Here is a 6,616-nt window from a genome sequence, read left to right as displayed (position 1 = left end):
CAGCTGAAGACGGCGGCCAACGCGCTGGTGCTGTCGCGCTTCGAGTCGCAGGCGTTGCCCTACCTGTACCTCCTGGGGGCCCTCATCACCGCCGCCCTGACGGTGCTGCCGCGCTTCAAGCCGAACTCGCCGTTGGACTCGCCGGGCGTGCTGACGGGGCTGGGTGGGGTGGTGGCGCTGGGGCTGGCGGCGGCGCTGTCCGCGGGGCAGCGCACCCCGGCGCTGGCGCTGTACCTGTTCGCCGACACCTTCTCCACCTTCGTGTCCTTCCGGTTCTGGGCGCGCATGGCGTCGGCCTTCGACGCGCGCGAGGCCCGGCGGGCCTTCACGGCGCTCAATGGCTTCGCCATGGGCGGCGGCATCGTCGGCGGCCTGCTGGTGCAGGGACTGGCCGAGCGGCTGGGCACTCCCGCCATCGTCGTGAGTGGCGCGCTGGGCCTCCTGGCCGCGGGCGCCATCTTCCACCACCTGTATCGCGGCGTGCCTCCGCCGCCTCCGCGCGGCCGGCCGGCCCCCACGTCGTTCATGGCGTTCAGCTACCTGGCGGAGAGCCCGTACGCGCAGGTGCTCGCGGCGCTGGGCATCTCCTTCGCGGTGCTGTCGTCCTTCGTGGACTACCTGTTCCGACTGCGCCTGGAGGGCACGCTGAGCGAGGACGCGCTGACGGCGCTCTTCGGCTCCCTCCAGCTGTGGATCGGCATGTTCTGCGTCGCCTTCCAGCTGCTCCTGACGCAGCCGTTGCTGCGGCGGCTGGGGCTCTTGCGCTACGTGGCGCTGGTGCCGCTGGTGCTCGCGCCGCTCGCCGGGGCCACGCTCGTCACGCCGAGCCTGGCGCCCGTGCACCTGCTGCGGCTGGTGGAGACGGCGGTGAGCTACTCCATCCTCCCGGTGGGCATCCAGTTGCTGTACGCGGCGGTGCCGGATGACCAACGCGAGGGCCTGCGCGTCGCGGTGGACGGGCTGTTGCGAAAGAGCGGCGTGGTGGTGGCCGGCCTGCTGCTCATCGGCGCGGGGCGCGCGGCCACGGGCGCGACCATGGCGTTGGCGGTGATGGGCATGTGCCTGGGGCTCGTGCTGCTGCTGGTGCGACTCAGGCCCGCGTATGTGGCGGCCCTGGGCGAACAGGTGGGCGCGGCCGAGGACGAGGAAGTCGCCCTGGATGGCGAGGAGGAGCAGCGCCTCTTGGCGGAGGCCCTGTCCGCGCCCACGCCGGACCGGGTGCTACGCGCGGTGGACCTGATGGAGCAGGCCGAGGTGCCGCTGCGTCAGCACCTGCCCGCGCTCTTGCGCCACCCGCACGAGCGGGTGCTGGAGCGGGGCGTGGCCCTGGCGCTGGAGCTGGACGCGCGGGAGCTGGCGCCGGTGCTGGAGCGACTGGTGGAGGAGGGACCCCGCCGCCCGAGAGACCAGGCCGTCTGGGCCCTGGCGCGGCTGTCTCCGGAGCGGGCCGAGCGGCTCTTGCCGGCGCTGCTCAACCATCCGGACGTGGGGCTGCGGTGCGCGGCGATTGGCGCGCTGGTGAAGACGACGGGGAGCGCGGTCGCGCTGGCGTCGCTGCAGGAGTTGATCGCTCGCGGCGAGGGCGCGCCCGTGGTGGAGCGACGCGAGGTGGCGAAGCTCCTGGGCAGGCTCCAGGACCAGCGCTTCACGGACGCGCTGGCGCGCTACCTCGATGACGGCGACAGCACGGTGCGCCGCGTGACGCTGGCCGCGGTGGGGGAGGGTGGCTATGTGGACCTGGCCCCCCGGCTGTTGCCGTTCCTGACCTGGCGCGAGGAGCGCAAGACGGCCCGCGAGGCGCTGGTGGCGCTGGGCGACGTGGTGACTCCGCTGATGGAGGAGCACCTCAACAACAAGAAGGCGCCCCTGGCGATGCGCCTTCAACTGCCTCGCGTGCTGCGCGGCATTGGCACGCCGGCGGCGCTGGACGCGCTGTTGTTCTCCAACGTGCGGGACGATGCGTCGCTGCACTTCCGCATCGGCGCGCAGCTGTCGCGGCTCCGGGACGAGCACCCCGAACACCCCGTGGACGTGGACCGCGTGCGCGAGGCCCTGGTCCGGCGACGCGACGTGTACCGCGCGCTGGTGGGCGCCTACCGCGACGTGCGCGCGGCGCTCGGGGATGGCTCCCTGCTGACTCGCGCGGTGGGGGACCGGCTGGACCAGGCGCTCGAGCTGTCGTTCTTCCTGCTGGGGCTCCTGGACTCGTCGCAGCGCATGCGCGGCATCCACTACAACCTGGTGGGGCAGGATGCGCGGCGGCGCGCGCTGGCGCTGGAGCTGCTGGAGAACCTGCTCTCGGAAGAGGACCGCGAGCTGGTGATGGAGCAGGTGGAGGCGCACCACCGCGAGTTGCCGCTCGGAGCCTCGGGGCGGCTGTGGCGCAGGCTGGCGGCGCTGGTGCAGAGCGAGGACGTGGTGCTGCGCGCGTGCGCTCGCCACGTCGCGCGGGTGAATGGGCTGGATGTGCTGCCGCAGGAGGGTGAGTTGAGCGACCGGATTGTCCAACGGATGTTCGCCCTGGAGGGCGTGAGCGTCTTCTCGCAGAGCGACGTGGACGACATCGCCGCCATCGCCGCGGTGGCTCGCGAGGGCTCCTTCCGCGCGGGTGAGCGCATCTACGCGCAGGGCGACCCGGGTGACGCGCTCTACGTCATCGTCGAGGGCGCCATCGACGCGTTCCACGACGGCGAGCACGTGCTGCGCTTCCAGGGCAAGCAGGCCTTCGGTGAGGTGAGCCTGCTGGACGGTGCGCCGCGCCCCACGGACATGGTGGCCGCGGTGGACACCCGCGTGCTCATCATCGACCGGCGCGACTTCTTGGATTTGCTCGCGGACCGGCCCGAGCTGCTCACCGGCTTCTTCCGCGCGGTGAGCCTCCAGCTCCAGGCGCTCATCGCGCTGCCCGACTCGCGCGAGACAGGAGAGCGCCTGGAGATGACGGCGCCCCTGCCTCCGACGGCTCCGCCGCTGCCCACGGGCCCCGCGCCAGACTCCCCCGAGCCGACCGAGAAGCGCACGCGCGGCAAGGACGCCTGAGCGTCACGCGCGGATGGATTCCTCGAGCGGTCCGGGGACCCGGGGGCTCGAACCGGAGTGCGTGCCCTGTCCCTCACGGACGCGTCTGGCGTGCTCCTCTCGGAGGATGTGCGCGGACGCCACGGGGATGAGCGGGCGCACGAAGAACTTCAACGGCGCGAACGAGCCCACGAAGCGCACCAGCGCCAGCCCCGCGTAGGCCCAGGGATGCCGCTCCACCGTGGACACCGGCACGAAGACCTCCGTTGTGCGCCTGCTCCACATCTCGCCATAGCGTTGCAACACCCTCCACCGCAGGCCGGGCATTCGGGTGGTCATCCAGGTCCACGCGCGCAGGAACCAGGGAGGCCGCTGGCCGGCCAGCGGCTCCCAAGCCTGGGCGCTCTTGGCCGCGGTGAACACCATCAGCCACCACCCGCCCCACAACGAGGTGATGACGGTCAACACGGGACTGCTGAGTCCCAGACAGAAGAGGGGCGAGACGAGGAAGGCCGCCGCGGGCACGCCCACCGCGAAGAGGATCATCGCCCGGATGCGACGGTGCACCTTCTTGCGCATCCACGACACATTGAGGCGGATGTACGGCGTCATGGCGTCGTCTTCCGGCTCCACGCGCGTCAGCAGGCTCGCCTCACGCGAGATGACGTCGTGGTAGTCGCGCGACAAGGCGATGACGACCCATTGGGCAAGCTGCATCGCCGCGAACAGCGCCACCCAGAACGAGATGCCGAACACGGAGTAGCCATTGATCTTCAGGCGCGAGAGCCACCCGCCTTCACGAGGCGCCTGGGGTGTCGACTTCGAGGGCGCGGACTCGGGCTTGTCCGCCTCCAGGGGTGCGGACTCTGGCTTGTCCGCCTCCGAGGGAGCGTTGTCGGCCCGCGTGCCCCTGATCTTCTTGGGCTTCACGCTGGACGCGTCCGAGGAAGCGCTGGAGATGGCCTCGACCACGAGGGCCAGCACCGCGTCCGAGACCTCGGTGCCCGAGTCCGGGTTGTTCGCGGCGGCCTCGATGTCGCGAACCCGTTGCTCCAGGTTCAGCGCGATGCGGCCCTCCGCGTCCGTCGCGACCTCCGACGGTGCCCGTGGGTCCTTGGTTTCGTCGGACGCTCCGGCGGCCGAGGGGGCCACATCCGCCTTCTTCTCCTGGGCGGCCGGTTCGTGTTCCTCGACCGGCCTGGCCAGCGCGCCGGTGTCGGCCTCCGGGTCTTCGTCTGGGGTCGCATGCGCGTTGGCGGCCCGCTCCGAGGAGGGCTTCGCGTCGGCCTCCGGGTCTTCGTTCGGGGCCGCATGCGCGTCGGCGGCCTGCTCGGAGGGCTTCGTCTCGGCCTCCGCGTCCTGGGGCGGGGGACTGTCTTCGTCCGTTTCCTCAGGCGGCTCGGCTTGGGCCTGGGAATCTTCGTTGGTGCTGGGGGCCGCGGGGGCCTCCCGGTTCTGGCGGCGTTGCTTGCGAAGCTCGCGGGCCACCTCCCGGTCCGCCTTCCTCACCTTCTGCTCCGCCACCGCTGTCGCGACCTTCTCGAGGGCCTTCGACAGCTCAGCGGAGGCGGCTTTGTCCTGGGAGTCCTCCACCACATCGGCGGCCTGCTTCGCCGAGCCCATGCAGGTCAGCGCCAGCGCCAGCGCGACCACGGTCTGCATCAGCCCCACGCGCAGGTACTGCCGGCGCGCCACCGGGTCTCCCAGCAGGGCCCGGGCAATATGAAACGGAAGGCTCAGTCCATGGATGAACTGTCTCACCCGCCCCCGAGGAACCACCTCCGAACCCTGCTCCTGGTAGTGGGTGGCGCCCTTTTGCAGCTCTTCCCAGAAATGCTGGGCAAGTACGCGGCCGGTCTGGTGCTTTCCGCTCGCGGCGTCCTGCTGCTGCTCCCCTCGTGGTGAGGGTGGGCCCTTGGGGTCCTGTTCATCCGACACGCCAGTCACCGTATCACGTCCCGAGTTGTGCTAAACGGCGCGCTGTGAGCTCGAACCCCTGCTACCGCCCCCGTCCCTCCCGCCAGTCGCGCCTTTCCGGCGTGCTGGTTCTCGCGCTCGGCGCCCTGGCCGGCTGCGAGAAGAGCAGTCCTCCCCCTACCGCCCCCGTCGCCGAGCAGCCCGACGCCGCGCCGGCGAAGCCCGTGGTGCCCAGCGAGGTGACGTTGCTCGTCACTGGTGGCACCTTCGGTCAGCTTCAGCCCGTCGAAGGCAAGGGTGGCGCCGCCGAGTTGCTTGGTCACTGGGTGAATGACGAGAAGCACTGTCCCGGCCCCGTGAAGGATGGCCAGGCGACCTGCGCCGACTCCGGCACCCTGGCGCTCGCCACGGGTGACCACTGGAACGGGCCGGCCCTGTCGTCCTTCTTCCTGGGCGCGCCCACGGCCGAGGTCATGGGCCGCATGGGTTACGCCGCCTCCGCCATGGGCAACCATGAGCTGGCGTTCGGCAAGGAGGCCTTTCTCAAGAACCGCGCCTCCGGCGGCTTCCCGTTCCTCGCCGCCAACCTTCGCGTGAAGGACCCGGCGCTCGCGGGTGACATGTCGCTGCCCGCGTTCCAGGTGTTCGACCGTCGGGGCCTGAAGATCGGCGTCGTGGGTCTCGCCTCGGAGAAGACGGTGCGCACGGCGATGGCCGGCCGCGCCGAGGGCCTGGAAGTGACGGGCTATGAGGAGGCGCTCAACAGCGCCATCCCCGAGGCCCGCAAGGCCGGCGCCGACACCATCGTCGTCGTGGCCGACACGTGCGTCACGGAGCTGCAGCCCGTCGTCGCCAAGCACCCCGAGTGGAAGCTGGCCGTCGTCGCCGGTGGCCGCTGCCCGGAGCAGGTCTACTCGAAGGAGAACGGCGTCATCTTCGCGTCGTTGGACCGTGGCTTCGCCAAGTACCTGCGCGCCCAGATTCAGTTCGACCCGGCGAAGCCCGCTGGCGAGAAGGTCACCAACATCGAGGGCAAGCTCGTCGACGTGGCCGGTGGAACGCCGGACGCCGAGACGGCGCAGCTGGTCGCCAAGTGGAAGGCGCAGCTCGACGAGGTGCTGGGCCAGCAGATCGGCTTCACCAAGACGGGCATCACCCAGGCCTCCCCGCAGATGGCGAAGTGGATTGGCGGCGCGGTGCGCGAGTCGCTCGGCACGGACGCGGCCATCCTCAACAAGGGCGGCATCCGCGGCGATTTGCCGGCCGGCCCGGTGACGCGCGGCAGCATCTACTCGGTGATGCCGTTCGAGAACTCGCTGCTCGTCGTGAAGCTCAAGGGCGAGGACCTGGCCAAGCAGCTCGCCAACCCCAACGCGCTCGTCTCCGGCTTCACCGCCGCGGGCAAGAACAAGTTCAAGGACGCGAAGGGCAAGCCGCTGGACCCCAAGAAGGAGTACTCCGTCGCCACGGTGGAGTACCTGTACTTCGGCGGTGACGGCTTCGAGTTCGAGAAGCTCGCCCCGGAGCCCACCGAGACGGGCATGGCCTGGCAGACGCCGGTGGTGGATTGGACCAAGCAGCTCGACTCCAACGAGAAGAAGCCGCTGGAGAAGCAGCTGAAGTAACCCACGGCGGTCCGCGTGGTCTCCGAGGCGCCGGTCGGGCCCCCTTCCAGGGCTCA

At 70.8% G+C, this 6,616-nt stretch carries 3 protein-coding genes; 2 read left to right on the top strand and 1 reads right to left on the bottom strand.

What is annotated here, in order from left to right; all coding sequences use genetic code 11:
• Positions 1-3,039, top strand: a 3,039-nt coding sequence (locus HUW62_RS27485; RefSeq protein WP_176436076.1) for a cyclic nucleotide-binding domain-containing protein, incomplete at its 5' end; no start/stop codon positions are given.
• Positions 3,040-3,042: 3 nt separating this feature from the next.
• Here HUW62_RS27485 and HUW62_RS27480 read toward each other — a convergent pair.
• Positions 3,043-4,956: a hypothetical protein gene (locus tag HUW62_RS27480; RefSeq protein ID WP_176436075.1), complete on the bottom strand. Its 1,914-nt coding sequence runs from the start codon at positions 4,954-4,956 to the stop codon at positions 3,043-3,045.
• A gap of 44 nt (positions 4,957-5,000) precedes the next feature.
• Between HUW62_RS27480 and HUW62_RS27475 the strand changes: the two genes are divergently transcribed.
• On the top strand, positions 5,001-6,560 hold the full coding sequence (locus tag HUW62_RS27475) for a bifunctional UDP-sugar hydrolase/5'-nucleotidase (protein ID WP_163867981.1): 1,560 nt from the start codon (positions 5,001-5,003) through the stop codon (positions 6,558-6,560).
• The last annotated feature ends 56 nt before the right edge of the window (positions 6,561-6,616 follow it).

This window comes from Myxococcus sp. AM011, assembly GCF_013372595.1.
GTDB lineage: Bacteria > Myxococcota > Myxococcia > Myxococcales > Myxococcaceae > Myxococcus > Myxococcus eversor.
Note: the sequence above shows the minus strand (reverse complement) of the source record. Positions and strands in the feature narration are given on the sequence as shown.